Here is a 15,728-nt window from a genome sequence, read left to right on the forward strand (position 1 = left end):
GTCTCCGGGGAAATCAGGCAACGCGCGGGCGCGGCAGGACGGGAATAGAGGAATGCGTGGGCAGCGTCACCAGCGTGTCGCATTGCGCCAACATGGGGTGCAGGGTTTGGTCCGGGGCCATAGTGATGGCGGCGCCGGCGATGGTGTCGAACATCAGCGATTGCGCGAGCGCGTCTTCATCGACGAGCGCGCGGTCGGTCGCGCTGATCAAGATGGCGTCGGGCTTCATCAAGTCCAGGCGCGCGCCCGTCATCACCGGGCGCATGGCGCAGGGTGCGGAATGCAGTGAGACGACATCTGCCTGGAACAGAAGCTCATCAAACGGCACTTGTACGCCGTCAAACAAGGCCAGCACGTCTTTCGCCACAGGGGTCGCGCTCTGGACAAGAACCTGCATCCCAAACCCCCGATGGGCGCGCAGGGCAAGGTCGCAGGCGGCCTCGTCGAACCCAACAATGCCAAGGATCTGTTCCGATGATTGAGCGGGACGCAGGTGCCGCGCCGCGAGGCCAATAAGCTTCAGGGCCAGATCAGAAGAGCCCAAGGGCGCAGGGAAGAACTTGGGCAAAAACATCACGCGGCCTCCATCACGTTGGCAATTGTGGCGCCGATGACGGCGGGGTTATCGGCGACCGTCACACCTGCGGCAGACAGAATCTCCACCTTCTCGGACGCGCTTTCACCGAAGGCGGAAATGATCGCCCCCGCATGGCCCATGGTGCGACCCTTGGGGGCGGTCAGACCCGCGACATAGGCGACGACGGGCTTGGTGATGTGATCACGGATGTATTCGGCGGCCTCGGCCTCTTGCGGGCCACCGATTTCACCGATCATCGCGATGACATGGGTGTCTTCGTCCTGCTCGAAGCGCTCCAGAATATCGCGAAACGACGAGCCGTTGATCGGGTCGCCACCGATGCCCACCGACGTTGAAACGCCAATGCCACGCTCTTTCAGTTGCGCTGCCGCCTCATACCCGAGCGTGCCTGAGCGGCCCACAATGCCGACATGGCCCGGAAGGTAGATATGGCCCGGCATGATCCCCAACAGCGCCTTGCCGGGGCTGATCGTGCCCGCGCAGTTGGGGCCGGTCAGCATCATGCGGCGGTCTTTTGGGTAGCGGTACATGTAGCGTTTGACGCGGATCATGTCCTGGGCCGGGATGCCATCTGTGATGCACACGCAGTAACGGATGCCCGCATCGGCAGCCTCCATGATGCCGTCGGCAGCGAAAGGCGGCGGGACGAACACGAGGGAGGCCTCGGCGTCGGTAGCTTTCACGGCATCCTCGACGGTATCAAAAACCGGCACGCCTTCGACAGTCTCACCGCCCTTACCAGGAACGACGCCCCCCACGACTTTAGTGCCGTAGTTCAACATGTCCTTGGTATGGAAGCGGGCCATCTTGCCGGTGATGCCCTGAACGATGACGCGGGTGTCGCGGTCCAACAAAATGCTCATGATACGCTCCTCATTCGGGTGGCTTGGGCGAGGTCGTTTTTCCACGCGCCAACGGCACGCTCAGCGGCCTCCATCAACGTGCCCGCGCGGATGATCGGAAGGCCCGATTGAGCAAGGATCTTCTGGCCCGCCTCCACGTTTGTGCCGGCAAGGCGGACGATGACGGGGACATCCACCTCCACTTCCTTCAACGCCTGCACGACACCTTCCGCGACCCAGTCACAGCGGTTGATCCCCGCGAAGATGTTGACGAGGATCGCCTGAACGTTCTTGTCCGACAGCACGAGGCGGAAGGCTTTGGCCACACGTTCCGGCGTGGCGCCACCGCCGATGTCGAGGAAATTCGCGGGCTCCCCGCCCGCCAGCTTGATCGTGTCCATCGTGGCCATCGCAAGGCCCGCGCCATTGACGATACAGCCAATATTGCCATCAAGGCCCACGTAGCTGAGGCCCCTGTCCGCGGCGCGGCTTTCGCGGGGGTCCTCCTGGGACTTGTCACGCAGCTCTGCCACATGGGGGTGGCGGAACAAGGCGTTGTCATCAAACGTCATTTTTGCATCGAGCGCGATGACCCTGTGGTCAGTAGTGACGACCAAAGGATTGATCTCGACCATCGTTGCGTCCAACTCGGTGAAGGCGCGGTAGCAGCCTTGCAGGGTCCGCACGAACTGCTGCACGAGGCCCGGATCGATGCCCAGTTTGAACGCCATCTGGCGGCACTGAAACTCCCGCAGGCCCACGGCAGGTTCGACAATGGCGCGCACGATGCTTTCGGGTTTTTCGGCGGAAATATCCTCGATCTCCATCCCACCCTCACCGCTGGCCACGATCATTACCCGCTGGGAGGTGCGGTCGAGCACCAGGCCAAGGTAGATCTCGCGGTCAATTGGCACGGCGGCTTCCACATAGACGCGGTAGATGCCCTTGCCCTCGGGGCCCGTCTGGTGGGTGACCATCTTCTGGCCAAACATGCCTTCGGTCGCGGCCTGGATCTCCACGTCGCTGTCACAGACCTTCACGCCACCTGCCTTGCCGCGCCCGCCCGCGTGGATCTGTGCCTTCACGACCCATTTTTCGCCGCCCAGTTCCCGGGCGCGGTAGGTTGCCTGTTCCGGGCTGTAGGCCAAGGCGCCGTCGGGCACTGTGACGCCGAAATTGGCGAGCACTTCCTTGGCTTGATACTCGTGGATGTCCATGTGCGCTCCTCCCAAAGCTGATGGCCCAGAGACGCGTTACTCGGCGGCGATGGCCTGCCCGTAGCGCGCGTTCAGCGCGGCATCCACGGCGGTTTGATCAAACTCAGCCCCCAAATCCCGCATTGCCTGACCGAAGCGCGCGACGATATCGGCGATGGCCTGCTGGTTCAGCAGGTTGAGGATGCCGATGCGGACCTGAACAGGCTCGGACAGCGTCGGCCAGATGCCGAAGTTCTGGGCGCGGCAATGCTGAACCAGCTCCATCTCACGCCCCGCCATGGCGGGCGGCAGGTTGAGCACGATCAGCGAGGTCATGTTGGAGGTCACAGAGCAGCCCATGGCAGTGACGGCATCGCGCAGGGCGCCTTCATGGAAGGCGTAATCCTTGGCCCGTTGTGCCACGGTTTGCTGCAGCGTGATGCGTAGCGCCTCGTGAAACGCGGCCACGGCGTAGGCGGAATGGGTGCGGTGGTAGGTGCCGACCGGGACGTCTTTTCCGTCGAGGATGCCCCAGTGACGGGCCTCCAGGATCGGGTGGTGGACAAACGTCCGCGTGCCGGTTTTCTTGAGCGTTTCGATGTACTTGTCCGTGAAAGAAACGGGCGCATAGGTCAGCGGCAGACAGCAGATGCCCTTCTGGGGGCAAGACGCCCACCCGTGGACCCCAGGAAAATCGTCGATGCGGAAGTCCTCGACACCGAGGGAGGACACCGCATCCACCAAGCCCATGGCGCCGTGCTTTTCGCAGGCGTCCGAGAAGCCTTTGATGTCGTTCACCCGGCCCGATCCAGTTTCCCAATGGGCCATCGCGGCCCACTTGGGTTTATGCTCTGCTAGCGCCTTGTTGACGATTTCACCTGTAACGGACTGGCCGTGGGGAACAGTGATAATCGTGACGCTGGCGGGCTGGGGGTCCATCGGGTTGGCGGCAAGCTCTTCCGCCGTGGCCGCCTTCATCCGCACGGTCAGCCCGTCGATGCCCGAGAACGTGCCGTTTACGAACATCACCACTTTGTCCCCCGGCATCACCGCGCTGAACATCACGTCGAGGCCCGACCACCCGGTGCCCGCAACGCCGAACGTATAGGTATTGTCCGTGCCCATGACCGCGCGCAGCATTTCCTTGCATTCGACCATGCCACGCAGAACGTCCGGGTGCATGTGATCGGCCAGACCAGCGCCTGCAAACCGCGCCAGAACCCGCGCATCGGTATTTCCGGGGCCGGGGCCTGCGGCGATGGTGTGAGGGATCTCGAGCTGAGGATGGATCGTCATGGTATCTCCGGATCGGCAAAAGGTGTCGTTTCGGTCGCTTGATCTGAACCATACTGCGCTGGACACATCGGGGAACGCCCCTTACTCCTGCTTTTGGGTAGCTAAATGGGTGGAATAATTCCCACCCATAAGGATAAAATACGACAGCATACCGAAACATCACCCACCTATATGGGTAGTTTATTGGAATTACGCGTTATGAATCAAAGCGTTGAGAATCCACGCGCCCCGATTGATGTGATGCTGGCAGACGGCAACCCCCTCGTCCTATCGGCCCTGTCCGAGATCATCGACCGCGATCCGCGATTCTCGCTTGTGGCGACATCGGCCACGGCAGAGGGGTTTCTGGGCACCGTCATGCGTGTGCCCGTACAGGTCGGAATTATCGACTGGGGCCTACCTGTCCTGGGTGGCGCCAAGCTGATCGAGGTGCTGCGGGAGCAGGAAAACGCGCCCAGAATCGTGGTTTACGCCGAAAACACCGGCGACCTCCCGCGCCTTGCGATGACGGCGGGTGCCGCCGCCTTCGCCCCCCGCTCCAGCCACGCCGAAGCCTTGTTGGACACCTGCATTGACGTCGCCGCGGGCAAGATGGTGTTCCCCTTCCTCGACGTGCGAGAGTTGCAATCGGACCCGATCCACCAGCTTTCCCGCAAAGAGCGCGCGATCCTGGAGGCGCTTTCAAAAGGGCTGACGAACAGGGAACTGGCGAAGGAACTCGAAATCTCGATTAACACGGTGAAGTTCCACCTCTCGAACCTGTTCGAGAAACTGTCAGTGAAAAACCGGGCCCAGGCGATTGCGTTCTACTACTCCTCCCGTTTGGCGCTGGAGAAGGACGAGACGGGCGGTATACCAAGATAGACTCAAAGACCGCTTGACATATTCTGTCGCCCGCCACCTTTCTGCCGCAAGATTGTTGCCCGCAAGAAAGGACCTGCGCCCATGTCATTCCACCCCGTCGAACAAGCCCCCGGACGCCTGAACAGATCCGAGCTGGCCGTTCCCGGAAGCCAGCCCCAAATGTTTGAAAAGGCGGCTCAATCCGATGTCGACGTGATCTTTCTGGACCTGGAAGACGCGGTCGCCCCGGATGAAAAGGAGCAGGCCCGCAAGAACATCATCAAGGGCCTGAACGAGATCGATTGGGGCACCAAATCCATGTCGGTTCGAATCAACGGGCTCGACACGCATTACATGTATCGCGACGTCGTGGACGTGGTTGAACAGGCGGGCGAGCGGCTGGATCTAATCATGATCCCCAAGGTCGGCACGGCGGCCGATGTCTATGCGGTCGACATGATGGTGACCCAGATCGAGGACGCGAAGGGTCTGAAGAAGCGGATCGGGTTCGAGCATATCATCGAGACGGCGCTGGGGATGCAGAACATCACCGAGATCGCAGGCGCGTCCAAACGCAATGAAAGCCTGCATTTCGGGGTTGCGGATTACGCGGCCTCAACGCGTGCACGCACCACAGTGATCGGCGGCGTGAACGAGAATTATGCGGTGCTGACCGACCCCGACGCCGACGGCGGACGGGACGTGCATTGGGGCGATATGTGGCACTACGCTTTGGCGCGCATGGTCGTGGCGGCACGCGCGAACGGCTTGCGGCCCATCGATGGGCCATTCGGCGATTTTCAGGATCCCGACGGCTATAAAGCCGCCGCTTTCCGCGCCGCCGTGTTGGGCTGCGAGGGCAAGTGGGCCATTCACCCGAGCCAAATCGCGCTCGCCAACGAAGTCATGAGCCCGTCGGAAGCCGAGATCACCAAGGCCAAGCGCATCCTGGAGGCGATGGCAGAGGCGGAAGCCGCCGGCAAGGGCGCCGTGTCGCTCGACGGACGGTTGATCGACTACGCCTCGATCCGGCAGGCGGAGGTTTTGGTTGAAAAGGCCAAGCAGATCGCGGGCGGCTAAAGCCCCTCTCCTGCCCGAAACCGCGCAGCCCATTCGTCGTTGACCCCGTCGGCCAGTTTGGCTGTCGGGGGCGTGGTCTTCGTGGTCGCTGCTTCCAATCCTAACGCGGTGAGCACTTGGCTCAGGGCGGCATGGGGATCGGCGGACAAGGTGTCGTAGGTAAGGCGCAACGGCGTGATGTTCTGTACCTCAAACCAGGCCTCCCACGCGCGGTCCATCTGTTCAAACTGCTCAAGCTGCGACGCGATGGCCTTGGCATCGTAAACAGTCTCTCGCGGGGCGGAGAGGCGTTCAAGTTCTGTCCCGTCAGACGCCCTGTGCCAAAGGCCGGACTGCGTGGCCCGAACAAAGGAAATCGCCTGATCGAGTTTGCTTTCACGGGTCAGGTGGACGAAGAGCGTGCGGCCAAAGGCGGCCTCGATGCGGGCTTTGTCATCGGGGTGGCTCGGAAAACGGAGCGCGAGTTGTTCCACGAAGAACAGAAAGCTCGGGCGTTGAATACGGAGGCCGAAGACACCGCTTCCGGCGGTGCCTCGGGCGATCGCGGCTTCGAAGACAGCGTCCAGGGCCTCGGCTTTCGTGGGAAATTCGTCGCCCTGCAGATCATAGTACCCCAGCCACTTTTCCAGGGATGGGGCGTGGAAATGCGAGTCCGGCGCGCCCGCGGTTTTGGCATCCTGTAGCAGCTTGCACAACAGCGTGCTGCCGCTGCGTGGGCTGGTGCAAATCATGTAGGCTTTGTAGGCGTCCATCATACCTCTTATAGAAGAAGCCTCAGCGCCGCGCCCAAAAGCGACGCCACCGCCAGGATGCGTAAGATACCCCAGTGCAGACGGAACGCCAGCACGCAACTGAGGGCGAAAAGGGCGAGGGCGAGCCATTCGATGGACGTTAGCGTGGGCTGCCAAAGGGTGAGCGGGCCGACCTGGATGGGGCGCACCTCGGCGAACAAAACGTGGAGGGCGAACCAGATCGAGAGGTTGAGGATCACGCCGACAACAGCCGCCGTGATCGCCGAAAGTGCGCCTTTGAGGCGGGGTTGGTTGGATATCCACTCGATGTAAGGCGCGCCCGCGAAGATCCACAGAAAGCAGGGTGCGAAAGTGACCCAAAGGGCCGTGAGCGCGGCGGCAATGCCCAGGGCGATGCCACCGTCCTTGAAGCCCGCCAGGAAGCCTACGAACTGCGTGACCAGAATGAGCGGGCCAGGCGTCGTCTCGGCCAGGCCAAGGGCATCGACCATCTCCCCCGCCGAGAGCCAGCCGAATTGAACCACGACGTCCTGCGCCATATAGGCCAGCACCGCATAGGCGCCGCCGAAGGTGACGACGGCGAGGGTGGAGAAGAACTGACCGACCTGGACGAGCAGATCCGGCGCCCCGAGCGCGATGAGAGCGCCAAGGGGGACTAGCCAAATCACCAGCCAGGTCACGATGGTGCTGAGAGACTTGCGCGCAGACACATGGGTCATGTCAGTGACCTGCGGCGGCTCAGCGGCGGGTTGCATCATCGCGCCCAAAAGAGCCGCGACGAGGACGATGATAGGGTAAGGGATCGAGAAGAAGAAGATTCCGATGAAAGCGAGGCCCGCGATCACCCAATGGCTCTGCCGCGACAGGGCCTTTTTGGCGACCCGCAGAAGCGCCTCAACCACGATCACCAAGACGGCTGCCTTGACCCCGTAGAACAGCGCTTCGACGAGCGGGACGCCGCCATAGAGGCTGTAGATCACAGCCAGCGCCATGATGACGACCGCCCCCGGCAGCACGAAGAGCAGACCAGCGATGAGGCCGCCGAGGGTGCCGTGCAATCGCCACCCCGCGTACGTCGCAAGCTGCATCGCTTCTGGCCCAGGCAGCAGCATGCAAAAGCTGAGGGCATTCAGGAATTGCCGCTCGGAAAGCCAGCCGCGCGCTTCCACCACCTCCTTGTGCATAAGGGCGATCTGCGCCGCGGGGCCTCCGAATGACAGCAGGCCGATCTTGGCCCAAACCCGCGTAGCGTCGATGAGGGAGGGCGGTTCGCTGCGCATCTGTCACCCCTTCCCTGACGTGGCGGGCCAATCGTGACCCTCATCTGTGGCATCGCGCGCCCAACGGTAGAACGCATCATAGAGCGTGAGGCCCGCCTCCAACTGTTCCAGATCATCGCGACACATGCGTGACAAGCCAAGCGATGCCGCAAGCAGCCCGGCGGCTTCAGGGGCCAGGTGATGGGCATTGGTATCGGCCGCCCGCACGATGGTGGCGAGGCGATCAAGCGCCGGGGTGGATATACCGAATTCATCGACCATGGTGTCGAACGTGCAGCGCTCGCCCCGGTGGGTCCAGAAGATATCGGGCATGTCAAAGGGCATCGCCGCAAAACGGTCTGCAACGTTGGCGACCTGCGAAGGGGGCACAAAAAGGAATTGCGCGGTCGGGTCGATGAAGCGGCGGATCAGCCAGGGGCACGCGATGCGGTCGACCTTGGGGCGATGGCGGGTGACCCACAAGGTGCGGCCCCGGGGATCACGCGGGGGCAGTTTCCCGGCGGAGACCATCGGCAGACCTGCGTCGCGCCAGGCAAATTGACCACCCTCCAACACTTCAGCCCGGACACCTTCGGTCCGCAGCATAGAAGCCGCACCATGGCTGATCTTTAGGCCTTTTTGACAGTAGATCACCACCGACCGGCCATGCAGCGTGGGCGCGAGGGTCATCACATCCGTAAACGGGTGCCGCGTCGCGCTAGGGATCAGGACGGGGTCTGCATCGAAGTCCGCGTCCAGGCGGACGTCCAGCAGGACGGGGCAATCGGGGGTGCCAATCAGGCGGGACAAAGTTGCAGTAGAGATTTCGTTATATGACGCCATGGAGCATCCTCCTGTAACAGGTGTGGAAGGATGCAAGATTGGGCTGGCGCCTCACGGGGGACTTGCTCACCCCAGGATTTCATGGGTAGGGGCAATCGGTACGGCTGTCAAATGGGGGGGTGCAAGGCCCCGAAACGGGGCCTTGCCTGGCGCATTTAAAGCGCAATGCGGTAGCGCGCGAAACCGTCCGGGCCGTCACCCGCAGCCTCAATCGACACACCTTCCACGGCGTCCATGAACTGCGCCGCCGCAGGGCCCGTGTCGAACAGAACGGAGGTCCCCTCCATCGGCGCGAAGGTCCAGTTTGCGTCTGCCGAGGGGCTGACGGTGCCCTGTTCGACGATGTAGCGCACGATCACGTCGCGGTTGGTGTCCGGGCCTTCAAAGACCACCGTCTCGGGCGAAGCACCGGGGAAGCTGCCGCCGCCACCGGCGCGGTAGTTGTTGGTGGCCACAATGAATTCCTGCGCCTCGTCAATGGGTTCGCCGTCATAGGTGAGGTTGATGATGCGATGGGCATCCGCTTCCACGACCTCGCCGTCATTGTTGTAACGAGAGGGTTGGGACAGATCGATCTGGTAGGCGACCCCGTCGATCACGTCAAAATTGTACGACGGGAAATCCGGATTCAGCAGGACCTGATCGGCCTCGCCCGGGGTGATCTGGTTGAACATGCCGGCCGAGCGTTCCAGCCACTCACGCACCTCCGCGCCCGTGATGCGCACGGCGCGGACGGTGTTGGGGTAGAGGTAGAGGTCGGCCACGTTCTTGATCGCGACAGGCCCTGCGGCGACATCGGTGTAGTATTCCGGCCCGCCGCGTCCGCCCGCCTTGAAGGGTGCGGCGGCCGACAGGATTGGCAGGCCCTCATGCTCTGTGCCCGCCATCATCTGTTCAATGTACCAGGTCTGCGCGTTGGACACGATCTGGACCGAGGGGTCATCGGCGACCAGCGCGAAGTAGCTGTGCAGCGGCGCATCGGTTTGGCCCACTTCGGCGCGGATGTAGGCGAGCGTGGCGTCATGGGCTTCCTCGACGGAGGCCAGGACATCCGCATCGCTTTCGACCAGAGGCGTTACCGAGCGGTCCTCCTCGCGGCGCGAGATTGGCCGCGCCTCGGACGTGTGAGAGGCGACGCGCCAAGTGTTTCCGTCGCGCTCCAGCATTAGGTCCACTAGGCCCATGTGGCTGCCCCAGAACCCGGCCATGACGCCCGGTTTGCCCATGATTGTGCCCGCCTCCACATCGACACCGGGGGTCTCGGCGTAGTCGGGGCCGGGGAAAACGCGGTGGTGGTGGCCGGTCAGAACCACGTCTATCCCGTCCACACCCGCCAAGGGAATAGAGGCGTTCTCCATCATGTCGGCATGATCCGCCGCGCCGATGCCGGAATGGCTGAGCGCGATGATGATCTCGGCCCCGTCTTCGCGCATCTGGGGAACGTAGGCCTGGGCGGCGGCCACGATATCGCGGACCTCGACGTTGCCTTCCAGGTGGCGGCGATCCCAGGTCATGATCTGGGGCGGCACGAAGCCGATGACGCCGATGCGGATCGGGTGCGTCTCCCCCGCGCCGTCGGTCAAAGTGCGGTCGATCATCATGTAAGGGGGCACCAGCGTGGTGTCCTCGGTCACGCTGGCGCCAAGACCGGTGGCCACGTTGGCGCAAACCACGGGGAAGGCCGCGCCCGCGACGGAGTTCATCAGGAATGACAGGCCGTAGTTGAATTCGTGGTTCCCCAGCGTGGACCCCTCATACCCAAGCGCATTCATCGCCGCGATCATCGGGTGCAGGTCGCCCTCGGCCATGCCGCGCTCATAGGCCATGTAATCGCCCATCGGATTGCCTTGCAGGAAATCGCCGTTGTCCAAGAGGATCGAGTTGGTGGATTCTGCCCGGACGCCATCGATCAGCGCGGCAGTACGCGCAAGGCCCACGGTATCGACGGGGCGATCACCGTAATAGTCGTAGGGGTAGATGTGCACATGGACGTCCGTCGTCTCCATGATCCGAAGGTGAGCCTGTCCGGCCTGGGCCCGGACGGAAAACGGATGAAGCGCGACAAGGCCCGCGGTGGAGGCCAGAAAAGCGCGGCGGTCAAATAGAATCGGCATGGATGGTTTCCCCTGTTCGACGCGCCCAACCCCTGTGGAAAATGTAGAAACTGCAGGTAATGGTCGCGTGTTGGTCGCGCCGTCTGACGCGCTGCCTTTAAGTATGCGACCGATGTGACGGTTTGATCAAACCCGTTGGCAGAGCTTCGCCGATTGCCCGCCGTGCCGCCTCAGATGGAACTCAGCAGGATCGACGTCTCGGAGTTCACGATGCCTTCGACCTCGCGCACCTCGCGCAGGACGCGGTCAAAATCCGCGAGGGAGGCGGCGGTCATATGGGCCACGAGATCCCATTTGCCGTTGGTGGAATGCAGCTGGCGCAGCTCTGGCAGGCCGCGCAAGCTTCGGATGGTCTTGGCAGTAGACTGACCCGCGACCTCGATCATCATGATGGCGCGGACACCATCGGTGCCCACATCCTCCAACGCTCGGATGGTGAAGCCGAGGACAGCACCGCTATCGAGCAACCGGTCCAGCCGGTTTTGGACCGTTGCGCGGGACACGCCCAGAAGCGTGGCCAGTTTGGCAACCGGCGCACGGCCATCCTCGCGCAGGATGGTGATCAGTTCTCGGTCCAGTCTGTCAAAGCTTTGCATGGCAGAATACATATCACAGATTTACAATCTGTCTAATAATACCCCTCAAATCGCACATCTTAGCTGCACTTTTTTGCGGATGCCCATGATAGCCACGAGGCAATTGTCCCCCTGCGTGAAGGAAACCCCCAATGAAACAGATCACCCTGCTAGGCGTTCCGATGGAAGAGGGCGCGGGGCGACGGGGCTGCGTCATGGGGCCTGCGGCCTACCGCACCGCCGGGCTGGCAGACGAGCTGACGGCGTTGGGGTACGACGTGCGCGACGTGGGCGACATGAGCCCGACCCCAGTTGAGGGCATCCAAACCGCTCACAGCCATCTGAAGTTCCTGCCCGAAGTCGCGGGTTGGACGCGCGCGCTGCTCGCAGAGGCTCGCGAAATGGCACAGAATGACAGCATCCCGATCTACTTGGGGGGCGATCACGCGCTGAGCCTTGGGACAGTCACCGGCCATGTGGCCGCCGCCGCTCAGCTTGGCCGCCCGCAATACGTGCTGTGGCTTGATGCGCATTCCGATTTCAACACGCCCGCGACCTCGCCCAGTGGCAACATCCACGGCATGCCCTGCGCCTTTGCCTGTGGCGTGCCGGGGTTCCCGGATTTGTTGGGGCAGCCCTTGCGCGCAACGTTGGATGCGAAGAACCTGTGCTTTCTGGGCCTGCGATCCGTCGACAGCGAAGAGCGCGCGTTGTTGCGCGCCTCGGGCGCGACGGCCCACGACATGCGCGCGATTGATGAACGCGGCGTCGCCAGCCTGCTGTCGCCCTTCCTGGATAAGGTCGCGCGCACGAACGGCTTGCTCCACGTCAGCCTGGATGTCGATTTCATCGAGCCCGACATCGCGCCTGCCGTCGGCACCACGGTCCCCGGCGGCGCCACCTTCCGCGAAGCGCATCTGATCATGGAGATGCTGCATGACAGCGGGCTGTTGACGTCCCTTGACCTGGTGGAGCTCAACCCCTTTCTCGATGACCGCGGCCGCACCGCGCGCCTGATGGTGGACCTGACCGCCAGCCTTTTCGGGCGCCGCGTGCTTGACCGTTTCACATCCAGCTATTGAGGTTTTGACCATGTCCCCCCTGCCCTCGGACCTCGCCTACGTCCCTTTCGTTTCTGTCGATCACATGATGGGCCTCGTCCATCATCTCGGCATTGAAACCGTGCTAAGCGCCCTCGCCGATGAGATCGACGCCGATTTCCGGCGTTGGGAGGCGTTCGACAAAACGCCGCGCGTCGCCAGCCATTCCGACGTTGGCGTGATCGAGCTGATGCCCACCTCGGATGGAGAGATGTACGGGTTCAAATACGTGAATGGCCACCCCAAGAACACGCGCGATGGGCTGCAAACCGTGACGGCGTTTGGGCTGCTGGCGGATGTGGACACGGGTTATCCGAAGCTTCTGTCCGAGATGACCTTGCTGACGGCGCTGCGCACCGCCGCGACCTCTGCCATGGCCGCGCGTCATCTGGCGCCAAAGGGCGCCACAACGATGGCGATGATCGGCAACGGCGCCCAAGCCGAGTTTCAGTGCCTGGCTTTCAAGGCGATCTGCGGGATCGAGACGGTGCAGCTCTATGACATCGACCCCGCCGCGACCCGGAAGGTGGCGCGCAATCTGGCCGGTCATGGGTTGAATGTGGTGCCCTGCACCAGCGCAGAGGCCTGCATTGAGGGTGCGCAGATCATCACCACCTGCACCGCCGACAAGCAGAACGCCACGATCCTGACCGACAACATGGTCGGCCCCGGCGTCCACATTAATGCCATAGGCGGCGATTGCCCCGGCAAGACCGAACTGCACCGCGATATCCTGGCGCGGTCGACGATCTTCGTGGAATACCCCGAGCAAACCTGGGTGGAGGGGGAGATCCAGCAACTGGATCGCACCCATCCGATCACAGAGCTGTGGCGCGTCATCACGGGCCAAGCGCCGGGGCGCACGTCCGCTCAGGAAATCACGCTGTTCGACAGTGTCGGCTTCGCGATCGAGGATTTCTCGGCGCTGCGCTACGTGGAAAGCGCGATCAAAGGCACGGCGTTTTTCACGATGCTCGATATGCTTGCCGATCCAGATGACCCGAGGGATCTGTTCGGCATGTTGCAGCGGTCAAAGTAGGAAGCTGATCGGCGGAACGCGAAGGCGCAGCCCTTAGGGCAGCGCATAGATGCACAGCAAGTCATCCAAGCCCGCGCTCAGCACCCCTGCCCCTTCAGGCAGGAAGGCCACTTCGTCCACGATCCCCCGGTGCGCGACATAGCGGGCCAATTCCGCGCCCGTTGCCACATCCCAGAGCCGCATCGTGGAGTCTCCACCTGCGCTCAACAGATGGTCGCCACGGGCGTCGAACGTCGCCGTCTCGACCGTGATATCGTGCTCAAACCGATGCACCTCCGCCCCGGTTCTGAGATCTCGCAGCACGACGAATTCGCTGTCATCGTGGATCAGCTGAGTGCCATTGGGCGAGACCTCGATGAAGTCCACCCGATACTCCAGCTCCAGATCGTAGGCGGCGTGGATCGTGCCTTCCATTGCGTCGATTATCCTGAGGGGACCGTCGGCGAAGGCGACAAGAAGCTGGCCATCCTTCAAATAGTGCAGGTGCCTGATCGTTCCCGCCACGTCGTCGAATGAAAAGGAGTGGCTGAACGTTGCATCTTCGGTGGTGTAGAGGGCTAGCGTGGTTCCCGTGCCAACAACCCCCATCTGTCCATCTGGGCTAAGCGCCACGGCCGAGATCGGGAATTCGGGCCGATTGAAAACGGTCAGCTCGTCACCCGCCGCCACGTCCCAAATCGCAGCGATACCGTCGCCATCCACCGACATGGCGCGGCTGCCATCCGCCGTGAAAACGACGTCGCGCAGCCGCTCTGGGTGCGGCCCCATAAGGGAAATCCGCGCGCCAGTGTCCATGGCGCGCACCTCGATGGCATTGTTGGTCAATTCCGCGAACAACACGCTGCCGTCTGCGCTTAGACCAATCCCATGGACGCTTCTGTCGAAGCCATCAAAGAACGGCGTCACCTCTGACGTCTCTAACGACAGGCTTTGCAACGTGCGCGAGCGGTCGGCGAAGACTACGCCTTCGGGCGTGAAGGTAACCGAAGCCGAGAAACTGCCCTGAACGTCGGCGTCGACACACATCTGAGGCTCGGTCGGCGGCAGGGCCGCCAGCGCCGTGGATACGGGCCAGATCCGCGTATCGCGAGGTGCGCCCGAGACGATCTGAGTGCCGTCCTGGGTGAAGCCAAGGGCAATGACGTTTGAGGCAGGATGCGGCCTGTGGTGCCCTCGAAACGCCCCAGTGCGCGCGTCGAGCAGGATCACCGAGCGATAGCTTCGTCCAATCGCAAGCAAGCTGCCATCCGGGCTGAAAGCGATGGATTTGGCCTCGGTGGCCGCGCGGGGGCCGACGTCGTAAAGCAGCTCTTCTGCGACAAGATCGACAACAGCCAAGGCCCGGTTGTGGCGCAGGACCGCCAGGGTGGCGTCGGCGTTTAGGTGGATCCGTGAATACTCGTCGCCCGACAGAGGCACCTGGCGCACCTCGGCGCCCGGGTCGAGCGGCACGATGTCCAGGTGTTCCTGCCCCTGCGAGATCACCACAAGGTTGCCGCGCCCGTCCAGAACCCCATGATCCCAACCGCTGGGTGTTGGATGCTGGCGCACAATCTCGCCGCTTTCGCGATCCCACACCAGAAAAAGGCCGGTATCCGTGGTCACAACGTATCGCCCATCGGCAGACAGGCCCACGGGCGCGAAGATGTCCACGTCCTGGTTCAGTCGGTAGTCGCCAACAAGCGCGCCCGTTGCCACCTCAACCAAGATCGTGCGCGAGTTTGCGAAGCCCGCCATGACAAGCGCGCCGTCATGGCTGAACACCGGGCGGCGGGTGCGATTGCCCGCCGTATCGCTGAGGTCAAGCAAGACCGCGCCACTCGCGATATCGCGCAGTTCCAGTTCTCCATCATTGCCGTAGGTCGCCATCAGACGGCCATCGGGTGATACAACAACCCGGCGATCTTCGATCTCGTCGAGCACCTCGCCGGTTGCGACATCGACGATACTGACCACGCGGTTGGTGTTGAACCCGACGAGCCGCGTGTCGTCGAGCGCCAGAAAAAGCGCATTGTTCTCAAGGACAGTGATCGGCCCCAAGACACGCCCCTGCGGGTCCGTCTGTGCGTGGGCCAGCGACAGCGGCAGGAGGATTGCGAATAGGGCTGTAATCAGTGCGCGAAGAAACGCGCCGAGGGGGGAATTGGGGGACATGGTCAAAAAGGCTCGCTTGAAAAGTAATGCTCAAGGC

The 15,728-nt window shown here is 62.6% G+C and carries 14 protein-coding genes; 4 read left to right on the forward strand and 10 right to left on the reverse strand.

Annotation, left to right across the window (positions count from 1 at the left end; translation table 11 throughout):
* Positions 1-13 precede the first annotated feature (13 nt).
* From AC6I9R_RS16475 to AC6I9R_RS16490, 4 genes are read right to left on the reverse strand one after another with little or no spacing between them, the layout of a single operon-like run.
* Positions 14-574, reverse strand: coding sequence for an NAD(P)-dependent oxidoreductase (locus AC6I9R_RS16475; protein WP_461427392.1), 561 nt, complete (start codon positions 572-574; stop codon positions 14-16).
* Complete coding sequence (gene sucD / locus AC6I9R_RS16480) at positions 574-1,461, reverse strand: succinate--CoA ligase subunit alpha (RefSeq protein ID WP_461427391.1); 888 nt, start codon at positions 1,459-1,461, stop codon at positions 574-576. Before sucD ends, AC6I9R_RS16475 begins: the two co-directional genes overlap by 1 nt.
* The gene (locus tag AC6I9R_RS16485; protein WP_461427390.1) at positions 1,458-2,657 is read right to left on the reverse strand and encodes a malate--CoA ligase subunit beta; all 1,200 of its coding nucleotides are present in this window, start codon (positions 2,655-2,657) and stop codon (positions 1,458-1,460) included. Before AC6I9R_RS16485 ends, sucD begins: the two co-directional genes overlap by 4 nt.
* Positions 2,658-2,693: 36 nt before the next feature.
* Positions 2,694-3,932, reverse strand: coding sequence for an aminotransferase class V-fold PLP-dependent enzyme (locus AC6I9R_RS16490; protein ID WP_461427389.1), 1,239 nt, complete (start codon positions 3,930-3,932; stop codon positions 2,694-2,696).
* A 240-nt stretch (positions 3,933-4,172) separates the two neighbouring features.
* Between AC6I9R_RS16490 and AC6I9R_RS16495 the strand changes: the two genes are divergently transcribed.
* Together AC6I9R_RS16495 and AC6I9R_RS16500 are read left to right on the forward strand one after the other, a co-directional pair.
* Positions 4,173-4,796, forward strand: coding sequence for a response regulator transcription factor (locus tag AC6I9R_RS16495; RefSeq protein WP_461427466.1), 624 nt, complete (start codon positions 4,173-4,175; stop codon positions 4,794-4,796).
* A gap of 81 nt (positions 4,797-4,877) precedes the next feature.
* Positions 4,878-5,855 (forward strand): HpcH/HpaI aldolase/citrate lyase family protein, encoded by a 978-nt coding sequence (locus AC6I9R_RS16500; protein WP_461427388.1) that lies wholly within the window; start codon positions 4,878-4,880, stop codon positions 5,853-5,855.
* On the opposite strand, the gene AC6I9R_RS16505 is transcribed toward AC6I9R_RS16500, so the two are convergent.
* The 5 genes from AC6I9R_RS16505 to AC6I9R_RS16525 form a co-directional block, all read right to left on the reverse strand.
* The gene (locus tag AC6I9R_RS16505; protein ID WP_461427387.1) at positions 5,852-6,607 is read right to left on the reverse strand and encodes a Stf0 family sulfotransferase; all 756 of its coding nucleotides are present in this window, start codon (positions 6,605-6,607) and stop codon (positions 5,852-5,854) included. The genes AC6I9R_RS16500 and AC6I9R_RS16505 overlap by 4 nt on opposite strands.
* An 8-nt stretch (positions 6,608-6,615) precedes the next feature.
* Positions 6,616-7,887: a chromate efflux transporter gene (gene chrA / locus AC6I9R_RS16510; protein ID WP_461427386.1), complete on the reverse strand. Its 1,272-nt coding sequence runs from the start codon at positions 7,885-7,887 to the stop codon at positions 6,616-6,618.
* 3 nt (positions 7,888-7,890) lie between these two features.
* A complete protein-coding gene (locus tag AC6I9R_RS16515; protein WP_461427385.1) occupies positions 7,891-8,709 on the reverse strand; it encodes a chromate resistance protein ChrB domain-containing protein in 819 nt (272 codons plus the stop codon).
* Positions 8,710-8,864: 155 nt separating this feature from the next.
* Positions 8,865-10,823: a bifunctional 2',3'-cyclic-nucleotide 2'-phosphodiesterase/3'-nucleotidase gene (locus AC6I9R_RS16520; protein WP_461427384.1), complete on the reverse strand. Its 1,959-nt coding sequence runs from the start codon at positions 10,821-10,823 to the stop codon at positions 8,865-8,867.
* Between the two features lie 170 nt (positions 10,824-10,993).
* Positions 10,994-11,419, reverse strand: coding sequence for an Lrp/AsnC family transcriptional regulator (locus AC6I9R_RS16525; protein WP_461427383.1), 426 nt, complete (start codon positions 11,417-11,419; stop codon positions 10,994-10,996).
* A 131-nt stretch (positions 11,420-11,550) separates the two neighbouring features.
* Here AC6I9R_RS16525 and rocF point away from each other — a divergent pair, with 131 nt between their 5' ends.
* Positions 11,551-12,480, forward strand: coding sequence for an arginase (gene rocF, locus AC6I9R_RS16530; RefSeq protein ID WP_461427382.1), 930 nt, complete (start codon positions 11,551-11,553; stop codon positions 12,478-12,480).
* A 10-nt stretch (positions 12,481-12,490) separates the two neighbouring features.
* Entirely contained in the window at positions 12,491-13,537 is a 1,047-nt protein-coding gene (gene ocd, locus AC6I9R_RS16535; protein ID WP_461427381.1) for an ornithine cyclodeaminase, read from the forward strand.
* Positions 13,538-13,570: 33 nt separating this feature from the next.
* Here the strand turns inward: ocd and AC6I9R_RS16540 are convergent, their stop codons facing one another.
* Positions 13,571-15,691 carry a WD40 repeat domain-containing protein gene (locus tag AC6I9R_RS16540; protein ID WP_461427380.1) on the reverse strand — a complete coding sequence of 707 codons (2,121 nt, stop codon included), beginning with the start codon at positions 15,689-15,691 and terminating at the stop codon, positions 13,571-13,573.
* Positions 15,692-15,728 lie beyond the last annotated feature (37 nt).

The sequence above is a fragment of the Gymnodinialimonas sp. genome (assembly GCF_059726805.1).